The organism is Amycolatopsis roodepoortensis (genome assembly GCF_024628825.1).
Classification (GTDB): domain Bacteria; phylum Actinomycetota; class Actinomycetes; order Mycobacteriales; family Pseudonocardiaceae; genus Amycolatopsis; species Amycolatopsis roodepoortensis.
Genome location: NZ_CP102415.1, coordinates 2309608 through 2325851 on the forward strand (window position 1 = coordinate 2309608; position 16244 = coordinate 2325851).

The window sequence follows — 16244 nt, forward strand, 5'->3', positions numbered from 1 at the left end:
CTTCGAAGGCCAGCGATTCCTCGCCGTCTCGACTCTGCCGCGCGTTGTGCAATGTGACAAGTAGCACAGTGGAACCTAATGACGTGACGGAGGTCACGCGAGTCGATCTTCTGTATCGATTTTGATTCGGGCTTTCGCCTGGGTTACTGTGGCCACTGTCACGACCCAGCGACGTCAGCGTTGCCGTCCCGCGGACCACCACGACCAGTGATCCGGAGCCGGACAATGAGCACCGCCCCGAACGTCCACCCCATCATCGCCGAAGTCACCGAACGCATCGCCGCCCGCAGCGCCGAAACCCGCGCCGCGCATCTCGAGCGTGTCGCCGCCGCCCACGAGGAAGGGCCGGTGCGGCGCGGTCTCGACTGCAGCAACCTCGCCCACGGCTTCGCCGCGATGGAAGGTGTCGACAAAGCGGCACTGCGCGCCGCGCGGGCGCCGGGCGTCGCGATCGTCTCGTCCTACAACGACATGCTTTCGGCGCACCAGCCGATGCAGGAGTACCCCGCGATGCTGAAGGGCTCGGTCCGCCAGGCGGGCGGGGTGGCGCAGTTCGCCGGCGGCGTACCCGCGATGTGCGACGGCGTCACCCAGGGCCGTCCGGGGATGGAACTGTCGCTGTTCAGCCGCGAGGTGATCGCGATGTCGACCGCGATCGCGCTGTCCCACGACATGTTCGACGCGGCGCTGCTGCTCGGCGTCTGCGACAAGATCGTGCCCGGCCTGCTGATCGGCGCGCTGTCCTTCGGGCATCTCCCGGCGATCCTGGTGCCCGCCGGGCCGATGAACTCGGGCCTGCCGAACAAGGAGAAGGCGCGCGTGCGGCAGCTCTACGCCGAGGGCAAGGCGACGCGCGAAGACCTCTTGGACGCCGAAGCGGCTTCGTACCACTCGGCGGGCACGTGCACCTTCTACGGCACGGCCAACTCGAACCAGATGGTCGTCGAGGTGATGGGCCTGCACCTGCCGGGCGCCAGCTTCGTGCAGCCGAACTCGCCGCTGCGGAAGGCGCTCACCGAAGAGGCCGGACGTCGCGTCGTGAAGCTCTCGCGCGGCGAGGAGTACACGCCGGTCTCGCGTGTGATCGACGAGAAGGCCGTCGTCAACGGTGTCATCGCGCTGCTCGCCACGGGCGGTTCGACCAACCACACGATGCACCTCGTCGCGATCGCCGCCGCCGCGGGCATCCAGCTGACCTGGGACGACTTCTCCGACCTGTCGTCGGTGATCCCCCTTCTGGCCCGCGTGTACCCGAACGGCAGCGCCGACATCAACCACTTCCACGCCGCCGGCGGCATCCAGTTCCTGGTCGGCACGCTGCTCGACGCGGGCCTGCTGCACGAGGACGTCCAGACCGTCGCCGGGCCGGGGCTGCACCGCTACCGGCAGGAGCCGATCCTGTCCGAGGGCGAGCTGGTCTGGCGCGACGTCCCGACGCGCAGCCTCGACGAGGACGTGCTGCGTCCCGTGTGGCGGCCGTTCGCCGCCGACGGCGGGCTGCGGATGGTCGCGGGCAACCTCGGCCGCGCGGTGATCAAGGTGTCCGCGGTGGCGCCGGAGCACCGGATCGTCCAGGCGCCGGCGCGGGTGTTCACCGACCAGAAGTCCTTCAAGGACGCTTTCGAGGCGGGCGAGCTGGACCGCGACGTCGTCGTGGTCATCCGGCAGCAGGGCCCGCAAGCCAACGGGATGCCGGAGCTGCACGGGCTCACCCCGGCGCTCGGGGTGCTGATGGACCGCGGGCACCAGGTGGCGTTGCTCACCGACGGCCGGATGTCGGGCGCGTCCGGCAAGATCCCGGCGGCGATCCAGGTGACGCCGGAAGCCGCCGTGGGCGGCCCGATCGCGCGGATCGCCGACGGCGACGTCGTCCGCCTGGACGCCAAGGCCGGGACGCTCGACGTCCTCGTGGGTGACGAAGAACTCGCCCGCCGTGAACTGGTGGACTCCCCGCCTTCGGAGGCATCCTGGACCGGCACCGGCCGGGAGCTGTTCGCGGCGCTGCGCCGCGCGGTCGGCCCCGCCGATCAGGGCGCGAGCGTGTTCGGACCGCTCACGCCGGAACACTTCGGCGCTCCGGCGCACACGTTGACCCCTGTGGAGGTAACCCAGTGACCACCGGCGCCGACCTGCTCGGCCTGTCCCCCGTGATGCCCGTCGTCGTGCTCGACGACGCCGACGACGCCGTGCCCACCGCGCGGGCCCTGCTCGCGGGCGGGATCGGCGTGATCGAGCTGACCCTGCGCACCCCGGCGGCACTCGCTTCGATCGAGCGGATCGCCGCGGAGGTCCCGGAGATCGTCATCGGCGCCGGGACGGTCACCGCGCCCGAGCACGCCAAGCAGGCCGCCGACGCCGGCGCGAAGTTCCTGGTGACCCCGGGCTGCACGGACGCCGTGCTGGACGCCGCGTTCGACACCGGTCTGCCGTTCCTGCCGGGCGCGAGCACGGTTTCGGAGGCGATGCGGCTGGCCGAACGCGGGCTGACCGCGCTGAAGTTCTTCCCCGCCGAGGCCAGCGGCGGGGTGGCGTACCTGAAATCGATCGGCGGGCCGCTGCCCGGGCTGAAGTTCTGCCCGACCGGCGGGATCACCGTGAAGACCGCGCCGGACTATCTCGCACTGTCCAATGTGGGCTGCATCGGCGGATCGTGGCTGACGCCGAAGGACGCCTTGGCGGCCAAGGACTTCGGGAAGATCGAAGCCTTCGCGGCGGAGGCTTCGAAGCTCTGATCTCGGCGAGGGCCACCGGCGTGCCGAGTGGCCCTCACTGTTTTCACAGTGGCAACTGATACTGGATGAAGCCCCGGTTGACCGCGACCCGGTCGTACAGGCGGCGCGCGGTGGCGTTGGATTCCTTGGTGTGCCAGTAAACCCTGCCGCAGTCGCGGGCGCGCGCCCAGTCCGCGACGGCCTCGATCAGCGCCCGCGCGACACCCTTGCCCCGGGCTTCCGGCGCGGTGAACAGATCTTGCAGGTAACAGACGTCGGTGAGCGCGGATGTACTGGGATGCATGAGGAAATGCGTGATCCCGGCGAGCTCGCCGCCCAGGCGGGCGCCGAGCGCGTGCATCCGCTCCCCCGCCTGGAATTCGCGCCAAGCTCGGTCGTAGACCTCTTGGGGCGCGACACGTTCGTAGAAGGCGATGTACGCGCGGAACAGGTGTTCCCAGGCTTCGCGGTCTTCGGGCTTCAACGGCTCGATGGTGATCATGTGGCCCTCCCAGTGATCAACCGAGCCTAGGGTTTCTCCGCTGTCCCGCGAGTGGCCAATCACGCGGTAAAGCAGGCTGCCACTCCGTCAGCCGACGGCTTGCTTCACCAGGGTGGCGATGCGCTGTTCCACCTCGGGGGTGACGCCGGTCAGCGCGAAGGCCGTCGCCCACATCGCGCCGTCGTCCAGCCGGGCGGCCTCGTTGAAGCCGAGCGTCGCGTACCGCGTCTTGAACTTGGCCGCCGCCTGGAAGAAGCAGACGATCTTGCCGTCCAGCGCGTAGGCGGGCTGGCCGTACCAGAGTTTCGGTGCGAGCATCGGGGCGTTCGCCTTCACGACGGTGTGGACCAGCTCGGCCAGCGCCCGGTCGTCATCGGGCATCTCGGCGATCTTCGCGACCACGTCCTGCTCGGCCGCCGCCGCTTTGTCGGCGGCGGAACCGCGGCGGGCCGCCTTCTTCATGTCCTGGGCGTGTTCCTTCATCGCGGCCTTCTCTTCGGCCGTGAATCCTTCGTACGTGGTGCTCATGGCGGTTTCTCCTTGGTAGGCGGCGAGCGGGGGCATCCGGTAGTGGCACATCAGGACTGGGCGGCGAGAGCCGAGGTCTCCCAGACGAACCCGTCGAGGTCGGTGAACGGGGCGGCGCCGCAGATGGCGATGCGGTGTGAGCCGGTGCCCTCCGGGGACACGCCGGCGTCCTTGGCCAGGGCCTTGCGCTTGTACAGCGCCAGCTTCACGGGGCTCGAGCCGGATTCGAACTCGACGTACACGCGGCCGAAGCTCTTGCCCACGGCGAGGCCGTGCTCGACGTAGAACTTCTTGCTCGCGGCGACGTCGGCGACGCCCAGCAGCAACACGATGGCGTCGAATTCACGGGCGGCCGGCGCGGTGTTCTTCTTCGCGGAGGTGGCGATCTTCCAGATCGCGCCGTCCGGAGCCCGCACGGTTCCGCCGTAACCCCACATCGACTTCGTGGCGGGCTTGATGACGGTCGCCCCGGCGGCGACGGCGGTGTCGATGAGCGCGTCGGTGTTGGCGGGCTGGGAAACCGTGAGGGAGAGGGTGTAGCCGCGGAAGCCGGTGGACGGCTCCTGCGAAGCCCGCAGCCGCAGCTCGGAGCCGAGCCCGAAGGCGGTGGTGTAGAAGCGTTCGGCGGCCTCGGTGTCGGCCACTTCGAGGGTGATGGCGTCGATGAAGTTCATGCCGGTAACGCTATTTCCGGGCGGGCTTCCGGCGCTTCTCGATTCCTGATCGGTCGTATCGGCGCTGGTCAGCGGCCACGCGGAGGGTTCCCAATGTCGCATTCGAGGCGCTCGGTGTCTCGAATTCGACATTGGGACACTCGGGGCCCAGGCTGCCCCATGACAGCAGGGGGCAGCCCGTAGCCACCGAGATCGTGCGTGGCGTTCGGAGTTCTGTTGAGGGTAGGCAAGGTGGTGTGTCGCGAAAGCCACTTTCGGGACGTCTGATGTCCCGAAAGTGGCTTTCGCGACGCGAACACCGACGGAGCCGCGAGCGCGGGGCCGTCCACTCCACCACGCACGGTTGCCTTACCGCTCGATAACCCGAAAGGCACGCACGACCACCGTCCGGGAACGCGAAACACCGGCCCGCGAGCACGTATGTGTGCCCGCCGGCCGGTGAGCGGCTCGGGTGATGGACCTCAGTCGAGGGTGGCGTCGTCCAGCATCGCCGACTCGGCGCCGAACTCGCGGAGTTCGTCGCGGATCACGGTGTAGGCCAGCCCCTGGGGATAGCCCTTGCGGGCGAGGAAGCCCAGCAGGCGGCGGATCGCCGTCTGCTCGTCGACGTTGCCCAAGGAGCGCATGCGCTTCCGTACCAGCTCTCGGGCGCGCTGCTCCTCTGCCTCTCGATCCACCTCTTCGGCGGCCTGGACGGCGATATCCCCATCGATTCCTTTGCGTTTGAGTTCGGCTACGAGGGCGTTCCGTGCCAGGCCCATGTTGGCATGGCGGGAACGCACCCACATCTCGGCGAACTCGGCGTCGTTGATGAGCCCTGCCTTGTCCAGCTTACCGAGCAGGGTCTCCGTCGTCTCCTCGTCGAAGCCCTTGCGCTTGAGGGCCTGACGCAGTTCCTCCGTGGAACGCGGGCGCGCGGCCAGGAGATCGAAGCAGATCTCCTTGGCCTTCTTCCTCCGCTCGTCCGGCGGCAGCTCCGCCGGATCCACTTTGGGCGCACGCATTCAGCTATCACTCCAGTCGAAACGATCGATCGGTGACTTCACCCCTGGCGGGGCTGTGCGGGACTCAGAAGTCGACCGGCGCGGGAGCGGCTTCGGCGTCGACGGCGGCACCGATGCCGAGCTTCTCCTTGATGCGCTTCTCGATCTCGTTGGCGATGTCCGGGTTGTCCAGCAGGAACTTCCGGGCGTTCTCCTTGCCCTGGCCCAGCTGGTCGCCCTCGTAGGTGTACCAGGCGCCGGACTTGCGCAGGATGCCCTGGTCGACGCCCATGTCGATCAACGAACCCTCGCGGGAGACACCCTTGCCGTAAAGGATGTCGAACTCGGCCTGCTTGAAGGGCGGGGCGACCTTGTTCTTGACGACCTTGACGCGGGTGCGGTTGCCGACGGGCTCGCCGCCGTCCTTCAGCGTCTCGATGCGGCGGACGTCCAGGCGGACCGAGGCGTAGAACTTCAGCGCCTTACCACCGGTCGTGGTCTCCGGGGAGCCGAACATGACGCCGATCTTCTCGCGCAGCTGGTTGATGAAGATCGCGGTGGTGCCGGAGTTGTTCATCGCACCGGTCATCTTCCGCAGCGCCTGGCTCATCAGCCGGGCCTGGAGGCCGACGTGGTTGTCGCCCATCTCGCCCTCGATCTCGGCGCGCGGCACGAGCGCGGCGACCGAGTCGATGACCAGGATGTCGAGCGCGCCGGAGCGGATCAGCATGTCCGCGATCTCGAGCGCCTGCTCACCGGTGTCCGGCTGGGAGACCAGCAGCGCGTCGGTGTCGACGCCGAGCTTCTTGGCGTACTCCGGGTCCAGCGCGTGCTCCGCGTCGATGAACGCGGCGATGCCACCGTTCTTCTGCGCGTTGGCGACCGCGTGGAGCGCGACGGTGGTCTTACCGGAGGACTCCGGACCGTAGATCTCGATGACCCGGCCGCGGGGAAGGCCGCCGATCCCGAGCGCGACGTCGAGTGCGATGGCGCCGGTGGGGATGACCTCGATCGGCGCGCGGCCCTCTTCACCGAGGCGCATGACCGAGCCCTTGCCGTACTGCTTGTCGATCTGGGCGAGGGCCAGTTCGAGCGCCTTGTCCTTGTCGGGTGCTGCTGGTGCCATGGAGTCCACCTCGTTGGTTGAGCCGGGTAGGGCTTGTTCTGTTCTGAGCTGTCGGGTCCGACGCTACGGGCGACCACCGACAATTCCAGGCCTCGCGCCCAAGCTGTGGATCGCTGACCCCGTTGTGGACAACACCCTAGACGAACGTGTGTTCGAGGCCGCGACCGACACGCCGTCACGCTAGGGTTCTTGCCTTTTCGCCGAGGTCAGCGCCGCTCGGGCGGGATCTCGAAGGCTTCGCAGACCGCCCGCCAGACGTCCTTGGCCGAGGTTCCCGCGTCGAGGGCCTGTTCGACGGTCCGGCCCCCGAGTTCGCCGAAGACGTGATCCCTGGCGAGGGTTTCCGCACGTCCGGGACCGAATTCGTCGGCCATCAGCCGCCGGAAGACCGTGATACGCATCGGGAGAAGTCTAGCCCCGCCTCGAGCACGAAACGCGTGAAGGCCCCCTTCCCTCGGCTGAGCCGAGGGAAGGGGGCCTTCACGCGCGAACAGGGGCTATTCGCCCGGCTGGACGCTCTTTTCGAAGTAGTCGGCCAGTTCGCCCGGCGTCGGGTTCTGGCCCTCGGCCGGGACCTGGTAGATGAAGCCGACCAGCGGCCGATCGGTCACGGTGAACACCAGCACGGCGGCGTTCCGCCCGGCGGCCGAGGAGTACTGGCCCTCCAGGGCGTTGCCTGCCCACTTGGCCTCGGTGCGGTCCCCACCGGCCGATTTGAGCAGTCCGTCGGTGTAGGCCTTGAGCTTGTCCGCGGAGTCGCTCTGCAGATAGGTCACCTGGGTACCGGCGCGGCCAGGGGCGGAGCAGGTCGACGTCACGCCGAGATCCTCCGCCGGTTTCGCCGGCCCGTTGCCCATCCCGGGTTTGCAGTCGCCGGTGTCGGCGATCTTCCCCGCAAGCTGGCGCAGGCAGCCGGTGAGGCCCTTGTCGTCGGCCGCGCCGGGCGCCTTGCACTCTTCGGCCGTGTAGGTCGCCACCGACGAGGACGTCAGGAAGTAGGTGAGCCCGGCGGCGAGCAGCACGACGACGGCCACGATGGCACCGATGACCAGCGGCTTCTTCTTGCTCGCGGGCGCCTTGTCACCGGCGGTCTGGCCGGCCAGCGAGTACGTCGGGAAATTCGTCGGCGCGGGCTGCTGAACCTGCTGCGGACCGCTGTTCGGGTAACCCGACTGGGGGAAACCGCCGGATTGGCCGGGGCCGCCGCCCGAGTACCCCGGGATCGACGCGACCTGCTGCTGCGGCGGCGCGTACGGGCCCGAAGCACCGGGCCCGACCTGATGAGCGCCGGTTCCCGCGGCGACCTGCCCCTCGACGCCCTGCGTGCGCGAGCTGATGCCGTCGGAGGCGACGTGCTGGGCGCCGAGCGCGACCGCGGTCTCGGGCTGGTCCAGGCTGCCGGGGACGACGCCGAGCTTCTCCGCGATCAGGCTCCCGACCAGCGGGAGACGGCTCGAACCGCCGACCAGGTAGATACCGGCGAGCCGGTCCGGGGTCATCCCGGCCGAGCGGACCACCCGCGACATCAGCTCGACACTGCGCAGCATCGAGGGCCGCACCAGCGCTTCGAGTTCTCCTCGCGTGACGAGGACGTCCTCGAACGGCTCCGGCATCGGGACCTCGGTCTGCGGGTGCCGCGAGAGGGCCTCCTTCGCCGCCTTCACGTCCTCTTGCAGCGCACGCCGCGTACGACGGTCCGGAGTGGACTCGGGCCGCAGGACCCGCTGCCAGCGCTGGGGATCCTTGTGCGAGACCTCGCGGCCGACGTGCACCAGGAGCGCCTGGTCGACGTCGAGACCACCGAGGTCGGGGAGGCCGTCTTCGGCGACGACGGTGAAGCCGCCGTTCGGGGTCGCGCCGACGATCGCGACGTCGAAGGTGCCTGCACCGAGGTCGTACACGGCGAGCGCCTGACCGGGCGCGAGCGTCTTGCCGGGGAACGACGCGAAGTGCGCGGCCGCGGCGACCGGCTCGGGCACGAGCACCAGGTTGCCGCCCATCCCGGCGAGCCGGGCGGCGGACAGCAGCACGTTGCGGCGGGTCGGGCCCCACTGCGCGGGGTGGGTGAGCCGGACCTCGTCGGGCAGGTCCCCGCCGAGCTGGCGGGTGGTCTCGTCGAGGACGCGGCGCAGGATCGCGGCCAGCACCTCGCTGACCGGGATGACGTCGGTGCCCAGCAGGAGCGTCTGCTCGTCGATGCGGCGTTTGGGGTTGGGCTCGAAGCGGGTCGGGTCGAGGCGGGCGCGGCGTTCGGCGTCGCGGCCGACCATGATCGTGCCGTCCTCGGTGGCGAACACCGCGGACGGCATGTTGGCCGAACCGTCGACTTCGACCACGCGCGGAGGCCTCCCGTGCGCCGAAAGGACGGCCACGGTGTTGGACGTCCCGAGGTCCACCGACAGGATCCGCACAGCTCATACCCCTTCACAGACGAACGGCGACCGCCCCAGCACTGATCCGGTCGCGCTGGCGGTGATGCTCCCATGAGCGAGGTCACCGCACGTGCGGAACCCGCCGAACTCGTCCCCGAGCGGGTGCCTCGTCACAGCCTCGGGGCGAAACTGTCGGTGGTCCGGCGCAGTATGGAGGGCGTGGCACACGTACTCGACCTCTTCTCCCCCGCGACCAGGGACTGGTTCACCGGGGCCTTCGCCGCGCCCACCCGCGCGCAGGAGGGCGCGTGGCGTGCCGCGCACGCGAAGGAACACGCGCTGGTCGTGGCCCCCACGGGCTCCGGTAAAACGCTCTCGGCGTTCCTCTGGGCGCTGGACAGGCTGTCGGTCGAGCCGCCGCCGTCCGAGCCGAGGAAACGCTGCCGTGTCCTCTACGTCTCCCCGCTGAAGGCGCTGGCGGTCGACGTCCAGCGCAACCTGCGGGCACCGCTGGCGGGGATCTCGCAGGCGTCGCGGCGGCTCGGGCTGCCGGTGCCGGACATCGGCGTCGGCATGCGCACGGGCGACACCACCGCGGCCGAGCGGCGCTCGTTCGGCAAGACCCCGCCGGACGTGCTGGTCACCACGCCGGAGTCGCTGTTCCTGATCCTCACCTCCTCCGCCCGCGATTCGCTGCGCGGCGTGGAGACGGTGATCATCGACGAGGTCCACGCGGTCGCGGGCGGCAAACGCGGCGCGCATCTGGCCCTGTCGCTGGAGCGGCTCGACGCGCTTCTCGAAAAGCCCGCCCAGCGGATCGGGCTGTCGGCGACGGTCCGGCCGATCGACGAGGTCGCCTCCTTCCTGGCGGGCGGCAGGCCGGTCACCATCGTCCAGCCGAAGCTCGCGAAGACGATCGAGGTCCGCGTCGAGGTCCCGGTCGAGGACATGTCCGATCTCGACGGTCCTCAAGGGCCGAAGCAGAACGAAGACCTCGACGCCGGCCTCGCGCGTTTGCCCGGGTCGCTGGAGGACATCGACGGCGCGCCGCGGCGGCCGTCGATCTGGCCCGCGGTGGAGGAACGCGTCCTCGAACTGATCCAGGCGCACCGGTCGACGATCGTGTTCGCCAACTCGCGGCGGCTCACCGAGCGGATGACCGCGCGGCTCAACGAACTCGTCGCGGAGCAGGCCGAGCTGGAGCCGGATCAGCGGTATCCGGCCGAGGCGATCGGTCAGTCCGGGCTCACCACCGGGGCGGCGCCGGTGATCGCGCGGGCGCACCACGGCTCGATGTCGCGCGAGCAGCGCACCCATGTGGAAGAGGAGCTCAAGTCCGGGCGGCTGGCGTGCGTCGTGGCGACGTCCTCTTTGGAGCTGGGCATCGACATGGGCGCCGTCGATCTCGTCGTGCAGATCGAGGCACCGCCGACGGTCGCATCGGGACTGCAGCGGGTCGGCCGGGCCGGGCACCAGGTCGGCGCGGTGTCGAGCGGGGTGATGTTCCCGAAGTTCCGGGGCGACCTCGTCTCCTGCGCGGTGGTCGCGGAACGGATGGCGTCCGGGGCGATCGAGGCGGTGCGGTACCCGCGGAACCCGCTGGACGTGCTGGCGCAGCAGGTCGTGGCGATGGTGGCGCTCGAATCGTGGACGGTCGACGAGCTGGCCGCCCTCGCCCGCCGGGCGGCGCCGTTCGCGTCCCTTCCGGACGACGCGTTGCTCGCCGTGCTCGACATGCTCGCCGGCCGGTACCCCAGCGAGGAGTTCGGCGAGCTGCGCGCCCGGATCACCTGGGACAGGGTCACCGGCGAGCTGCACGGCCGTCCGGGGTCGCAGCGGCTGGCGGTGACCTCCGGCGGCACGATCCCCGACCGCGGCCTGTTCACGGTGATGACGCCGGGTTCCGACGGCAAACCCGGGTCGCGGGTGGGCGAGCTCGACGAGGAGATGGTCTACGAGTCCCGCGTCGGGGACACGATCCTGCTCGGCACCTCCTCTTGGCGGGTCACCGACATCACCCACGACCGCGTGATCGTGGTCCCCGCGCCGGGCGAGCCCGCCCGCATGCCGTTCTGGAAGGGTGACGCCCCCGGCCGCCCGCTGGAACTGGGGCGGGCGCTGGGCGCGTTCGTCCGTGAACTGTCCACTTCGGAGCCGTCGGTGGCCAGGGAACGCGCCGCCGTCGCCGGGCTGGACGAGTACGCCTGCGACAACCTGCTGGCGTACCTGGCGGAGCAGAAGTCGGCCACGCGACATGTGCCGAACGACAAAACCGTGCTGCTGGAACGGTTTCGCGACGAGCTGGGCGACTGGCGGGTCATCCTGCACTCGCCGTTCGGCGCGCAGGTCAACGCGCCGTGGGCACTCGCGATCGCGGCCCGGCTGCGGGAGAACCGCGGGGTCGACGCCCAGGTCGCGCATTCCGACGACGGCATCGTGCTGCGGCTGCCCGAGGCGCTCGACATGGACGGCGCCGAGGTCACCATCGGCGTCGAGGACGTGCTGCTCGATCCGGAAGAGGTCGAGCAGCTGATCGTCGCCGAGGTCGGCGGTTCGGCGTTGTTCGCCGCGCGGTTCCGGGAATGCGCGGCGCGGTCGCTGCTGCTCCCCCGCCGGGATCCGCGCCGCCGCACCCCGCTGTGGCAGCAGCGGCAGCGCGCGTCGCAGCTGCTTTCGGTCGCGGCCAAGTACGAGCGGTTTCCCGTGGTGCTGGAGGCGATGCGGGAAGTCCTGCAGGACGTGTACGACGTCGGCGGGCTGCGCGAGCTGATGTCCGACGTCCGCTCCCGCAAGGTCAAACTGGTCGAGGTCGAGACACCGTCGGCGTCCCCGTTCGCGCGCAGCCTGCTGTTCGGCTACGTCGGGATGTTCCTGTACGAGACGGACGCCCCGCTCGCGGAACGGCGCGCCGCGGCGCTGGCGCTGGATTCGACGCTGCTGGCCGAACTGCTCGGCACCGAGGCGATCCGCGAGCTGCTGGACGCCGAAGTCGTCGCCGAAGTCGAGCGCTCCCTGCAACGCCTCGACCCGGACAGGCACGCCCGCAACGCCGAGGACGCCGCGGATTTGTTGCGGTTCCTCGGGGATCTCTCGATCGAGGAGGCCGCCGCGCGCGGCATCCAACGGGAATGGCTGGAGGAGCTGGAGGCCGCGCGGCGGGTGATCCGGGTCCGTATCGGCGGCGGAGAACGCTTCATCGCCATCGAAGACGCGGGCCGCGTGCGGGACGCGCTGGGCACCGCGCTTCCGGTCGGGGTGCCGGAGGCGTTCACCGAGCCGGTCGAGGATCCCGTCGGCGACCTGCTGTCGCGCTATTCGCGCAGCCGCGGCCCGTTCAGCGCCCGGCAGGCGGCCGAGCGGTTCGGGCTCGGAACGGCGGTCGTCACCGGCGTGCTGGACAGGCTGACCGCGCAGGGCAGGCTGGTCCGGGGCGAGCTGAGCCCCGTCGGGCATCCGGAGACCCACGGCGTCGGGATGGAGTTCTGCGACGCTTCGGTGCTGCGCAGGCTCCGGCGGGCGTCGCTGGCCAGGCTGCGGGCCGAGGTCGAGCCGGTCGAACCGGCCGCGCTGGGGCGATTCCTGCCCTCGTGGCACGGCATCGGGGCGCGAGTACGGTCGGCGCCGACGGCGGACGACGTGCTGTCCGTGGTCGAGCAACTGGCCGGCGCCCCGCTCCCGGCGAGCGCCGTCGAGTCGCTGATCCTGCCGAGCAGGCTGCCCGGCTACACCCCGTCGCTGCTGGACGAACTCACCACGGCTGGCGAGGTCACCTGGTGCGGCTGCGGCTCCCTGTCCGGCGGGGACGGCTGGCTGGCGCTCGCGCCCACGGACGTCGCCGATCTGCTGTTGCCGGATCTCGACGACGATCTGCCCTCCGGCCCGCTCCATCAGGCCATTCTGTCCACTTTGGAGGGTGGAGCGCAGTTCTTCCGCCAGCTCGTGGACCGGGCGTCGCCGTTGGTCGAAACCCCGCCCAACGACGGTGAAGTCGTGGCGGCGCTGTGGGATCTCGTGTGGGCGGGCCTGGTCACCGGGGACACGCTGGGCCCGCTGCGGGCGCAGGTCTCCGGTTCCGGCGCGGCGCACAAGCCACGCCGTCAGGCTCCTCGCGGCCGGTACGCGCGGCTTCGGGCCGGGCGCCCGGCGATGCCTTCGCGCACCGGTCCGCCGACGGTGGCCGGCCGCTGGGCACTCACCCCGGGGCGGGAGGCGGATCCGACCAGGCGCGCGCTGGCGCGGACGGAGGCCTTCCTGGAACGGCACGGCGTCCTCACCCGCGGCGCCCTCGACACCGAACGCGTGACCGGCGGCTTTTCGGGGATCTACAAGGTTTTGCGTGGCATGGAGGATTCGGGCCAGGTCGTCCGGGGGTACGTGGTCGAGGGGCTCGGCGCGGCGCAGTTCGCGGCGAAGGGCGCCGTCGACAGGCTGCGCGCGCAGTCCGGGAACCAGCGCACCACCGCGGAAGGCGCCGTCGTCCTCGCCGCCGCCGACCCGGCCCAGCCCTACGGCGCCGCGTTGCCGTGGCCCGCCGCGACGGGCGACACGAAGCACCGTCCGGCAAGGAAAGCGGGTGCGCTGGCGGTGCTCGTGGACGGCGTCCCGGCGATGTACGTCGAACGCGGCGGCCGGTCGCTGCTGAGCTTCACCGAAGACCAGGAGGCGCTGCGGTCGGCCGCGCGGGCGCTGTCCACGGCGGTGCGGGAAGGCTGGCTGGGGCAGCTCGCGGTGCAGAAGGCCGACGGCGAGGTGGCGCTCACCTCGGAGCTTTCGGCCGTCCTCCAGGAGGCGGGTTTCCGGGCGACTCCCAAGGGTCTGCGCCTGCGGGCCTAGAATCACCGCTCAGACCTGCGGAGAAGGACGTTCGAACATGGTGATGCGCGACCTGCGCTATTTCGGGGATCCCGTGCTCAAGACCGTATGCGACCCGGTCACGACATTCGACAAGAAGATCGAGTCGCTGGTGACCGATCTGATGGACGGGGTGAAACCGGCCGGGCGCGCGGGTCTCGCGGCGCCGCAGATCGGGGTCGGGCTGCGGGTGTTCAGCTACGACGTCGGGGGCCTGAGCGGGTACGTGATCAACCCCGAGATCGTCGAGCTGTCCGAAGAGACGCACGAGATCGGCGAGGGCTGTCTGTCGGTGCCCGAGCTGTGGTTCCCGGTCGTCCGCGCGAAGCACGCCGTGGTGCGCGGTGTCGACCTGCGCAACGAGCCGGTCGAGGTCGAGGGCGTCGACGTGCTCGCCCAGTGCTTGCAGCACGAGACCGATCACCTCGACGGCAAGCTGTACCTGGAGCGCCTCACTCCCGAGCGCAAGAAGCGCGCGCTGGGCGAGGCCCGCGGCAAAGACTGGTTCTGGAACCGCTGACCCCCTCCCGCGTTTCGTCCTCTGAATGCGGTGGTTGGCATCCCGGACTACCGCATCCAGAGGACTAAATGCGGGCGTCGGGGAGCCGGAAGCGCAGGGTGCCCGGGTCGCCGGGGGCGCGTTCGGGGCGGAGCCCCACGCGGGTGGCGGTGCGATGGAGGGAGTCGTCGCCGGGCAGGCAGACGGCGGTGAGCTCGCGCTCTCCCTTGGCCATGGCGAGCGTGGCGAGCCGGGTCAGCAGAGCGGTGCCGATGCCTTGGCGCTGCCAGGAATCCTCGACCAGCAGCGAGACTTCGGCCGCGCCGCCGTCGGCGGACGGGATCAGCTGGCCGAGACCGATCACGTCCCGGCCGCAGACCGCGAGCAGGCTGATCCCGCGCGGCGGCATCAGGAGCCGGTGCAGCCAGCGACGCGGCACGGCGCGCATTCCGGTGTGGTAGCGGTGGAAGAGCGTCGTCATCGAGCATCTCTGGTGCAGCGCGGACACCGCTTCCGCGTCACCGGGGACACCCTTGCGCAGGACGATCGCGGCGCCGTCGGCCCGGTCGAGCACGATCGGACCGGTCACGTTGTCGCGGACGGCGGCGATCAGGCCGGTCAGCGCGACGGCGCGGCTCAGTTCCAGTTCGACGAACGGTGACCACCGGCGGCGCGCGACGAACGCGGCGCCGTCCCCCGCCGGGAACACCGCGCGGTGCCCGCCTTCCGTGCGGGCCGGGTTCGCTTCGATCGACGGGACCTTGGTGACGACGTCGGCCGCGAGGACGCCGCGGAGCACTTCCGCGAGGCCGCCGGGCTCCTCGACGGCCCGTTTGGCCGCGGTGAGCGTCGCGGTGGCCGGGTCGACCAGTTCGGCCAGATCCGCGTCGATGACGGCGGAGCATTCGCATCCTTCGTCGCGGATCGCGTCGACGAGCAGCTGGCGAGGCAGACCGGTGGCCGGCCGCAGGACGATCTCGTCGAGCACGCCGCCGGGGACCGGGAGCACCGACAGCCCGAGGATGTTGCATTCGAGGTCGGCGAGCCGGATCGCGATCCTGGCCAGTGTGCCGGGGCGGTCGTCCACGCGGATCCGGACGCGCCAGGCCGACGCGGCGGCGGTCTCTTCGCGGGGATGGACCAGGGTGGGCCGGGCTCGATAGGTCTCCATGACTCCACGGTCCCGGCCGGTTGTTGCCTGCCAACGGCGCGGGTGTTTCGCTCACGTCAGCGTTCGACGCCACCGCGCAACCCCGGCGAAACACTCAGCGGGGCGGAAGCACGCTGAACTCGTTGCCCTCCGGATCCACCATGGCTTCGCCACGCTCCCCTGACGCGCCCAGCTCCCGCAGGCGCCGGATCTCGGCCGCCCGGCCCTTGCCCGCCGGGGCGCGATCTCGAACCGCAGCCTGTTCCTGTGCCGCTTCTCTTCTCGCGTGGCGAGGAACTCGATCCACGGGCCGCGGCCGTCCGGTGGCCGCAGGCCGACGATCGTCTTCTCCCGGACGCCTACCTCCCAGCCCAGGGCGGCCGCCCAGAACCGCGCGAGCCGCTCTGGATCGAGCGCGTCGGTGACGACCGAGGCGATCGCGCCGGTGCCCTCGTACTGCTCGCGTGGCTCGAGGACGCAGAACTCGTTGCCCTCGGGGTCCGCGAGCACCACCCACGGCACCCGTTTCTCCTCCGGCGGGCCCTGGCCGATGTCGATGTGCCGTGCGCCGAGGGACAGCGCACGGTCCACCAGCTCGGCCTGGTGCCCGGGCGAACGGCTCGCCAGATCCAGGTGCAGCCGGTTCTTGCCCCGTTTGGGGCCCGCCTCGGAGCGGAACGCCGGTTGGAACGGGGCGTCCCAGCTGAACAGCCCTTCCCAGAAACCCGCCAGATCTCTGGGAAGGGCCGAGTCGAAGACCAGGTTCACCAGCTGTGCCACCACACCGGTGAATCTAGACGGCACCACCGACACTTCCGGGCGTTCCGGGCACATCTCCAGCTCCGCAG

Annotated in this window: 12 protein-coding genes and 1 pseudogene; 4 read left to right on the top strand and 9 right to left on the bottom strand. The window is 70.5% G+C overall.

Annotated features, from left to right (window positions below; genetic code table 11):
• Nucleotides 1-225 precede the first annotated feature (225 nt).
• Both edd and eda read left to right on the top strand, forming a co-directional pair.
• On the top strand, nt 226-2115 hold the full coding sequence (edd, locus tag NQK81_RS10665) for a phosphogluconate dehydratase (protein WP_257488051.1): 1890 nt from the start codon (nt 226-228) through the stop codon (nt 2113-2115).
• Complete coding sequence (eda, locus tag NQK81_RS10670; RefSeq protein ID WP_192745576.1) at nt 2112-2732, top strand: bifunctional 4-hydroxy-2-oxoglutarate aldolase/2-dehydro-3-deoxy-phosphogluconate aldolase; 621 nt, start codon at nt 2112-2114, stop codon at nt 2730-2732. The genes edd and eda overlap by 4 nt, the downstream gene beginning before the upstream one ends.
• 43 nt (nt 2733-2775) lie before the next feature.
• Here eda and NQK81_RS10675 read toward each other — a convergent pair whose 3' ends face one another.
• The 7 genes from NQK81_RS10675 to NQK81_RS10705 form a co-directional block, all read right to left on the bottom strand.
• The gene (locus NQK81_RS10675) at nt 2776-3213 is read right to left on the bottom strand and encodes a GNAT family N-acetyltransferase (RefSeq protein ID WP_257488052.1); all 438 of its coding nucleotides are present in this window, start codon (nt 3211-3213) and stop codon (nt 2776-2778) included.
• A gap of 87 nt (nt 3214-3300) precedes the next feature.
• The gene (locus NQK81_RS10680) at nt 3301-3741 is read right to left on the bottom strand and encodes an iron chaperone (RefSeq protein ID WP_257488053.1); all 441 of its coding nucleotides are present in this window, start codon (nt 3739-3741) and stop codon (nt 3301-3303) included.
• Between the two features lie 50 nt (nt 3742-3791).
• On the bottom strand, nt 3792-4415 hold the full coding sequence (locus NQK81_RS10685; protein ID WP_257488054.1) for a VOC family protein: 624 nt from the start codon (nt 4413-4415) through the stop codon (nt 3792-3794).
• A gap of 461 nt (nt 4416-4876) precedes the next feature.
• Nucleotides 4877-5404 carry a regulatory protein RecX gene (locus NQK81_RS10690; RefSeq protein ID WP_185927234.1) on the bottom strand — a complete coding sequence of 176 codons (528 nt, stop codon included), beginning with the start codon at nt 5402-5404 and terminating at the stop codon, nt 4877-4879.
• A 79-nt stretch (nt 5405-5483) separates the two neighbouring features.
• On the bottom strand, nt 5484-6524 hold the full coding sequence (recA, locus tag NQK81_RS10695) for a recombinase RecA (RefSeq protein WP_005164741.1): 1041 nt from the start codon (nt 6522-6524) through the stop codon (nt 5484-5486).
• Nucleotides 6525-6730: 206 nt separating this feature from the next.
• Complete coding sequence (locus NQK81_RS10700) at nt 6731-6925, bottom strand: DUF3046 domain-containing protein (protein WP_126734939.1); 195 nt, start codon at nt 6923-6925, stop codon at nt 6731-6733.
• A gap of 96 nt (nt 6926-7021) precedes the next feature.
• Complete coding sequence (locus NQK81_RS10705) at nt 7022-8935, bottom strand: Hsp70 family protein (protein WP_257488055.1); 1914 nt, start codon at nt 8933-8935, stop codon at nt 7022-7024.
• Nucleotides 8936-9106: 171 nt separating this feature from the next.
• Between NQK81_RS10705 and NQK81_RS10710 the strand changes: the two genes are divergently transcribed.
• Both NQK81_RS10710 and def read left to right on the top strand, forming a co-directional pair.
• A complete protein-coding gene (locus NQK81_RS10710; RefSeq protein ID WP_257489735.1) occupies nt 9107-13729 on the top strand; it encodes an ATP-dependent helicase in 4623 nt (1540 codons plus the stop codon).
• Nucleotides 13730-13766: 37 nt separating this feature from the next.
• A complete protein-coding gene (def, locus tag NQK81_RS10715) occupies nt 13767-14267 on the top strand; it encodes a peptide deformylase (protein WP_037343240.1) in 501 nt (166 codons plus the stop codon).
• Nucleotides 14268-14331: 64 nt separating this feature from the next.
• Here def and NQK81_RS10720 read toward each other — a convergent pair whose 3' ends face one another.
• Both NQK81_RS10720 and NQK81_RS10725 read right to left on the bottom strand, forming a co-directional pair.
• Nucleotides 14332-15417, bottom strand: coding sequence for a GNAT family N-acetyltransferase (locus NQK81_RS10720; protein ID WP_257488056.1), 1086 nt, complete (start codon nt 15415-15417; stop codon nt 14332-14334).
• 94 nt (nt 15418-15511) lie between these two features.
• Nucleotides 15512-16179, bottom strand: a pseudogene (locus tag NQK81_RS10725) (VOC family protein).
• Nucleotides 16180-16244: the final 65 nt, after the last annotated feature.